Origin of the sequence: Sphingomonas sp. Leaf62 (genome assembly GCF_001421915.1) — a bacterium.
Lineage (GTDB): Bacteria > Pseudomonadota > Alphaproteobacteria > Sphingomonadales > Sphingomonadaceae > Sphingomonas.
The window spans coordinates 1-205 of the sequence record NZ_LMLN01000033.1; the positions used below are offsets into that span (position 1 = coordinate 1).

Annotated in this window: 1 rRNA gene (cut by a window edge); it reads right to left on the bottom strand. The window is 54.1% G+C overall.

What is annotated here, in order from left to right:
- Positions 1-205: ribosomal RNA gene (locus tag ASE91_RS18525) — 23S ribosomal RNA — on the bottom strand (its annotated part continues 331 nt past the right edge of the window); the annotation flags it as partial.

Below are 205 nucleotides of genomic sequence, written 5' to 3' on the forward strand. Positions count from 1 at the left end.
ACTATCGGTCACTAGGGAGTATTTAGCCTTGGGAGATGGTCCTCCCGGATTCCGACGGGGTTTCACGTGTCCCGCCGTACTCAGGATCCACTCTGGAGGGAAAACAGTTTCAGCTACAGGGCTGTCACCTTCTTCGGCCGACCTTTCCAGGTCCTTCACCTACTGTCTTCCTTTTTGACTCCGTATAGAGTGTCCTACAACCCCG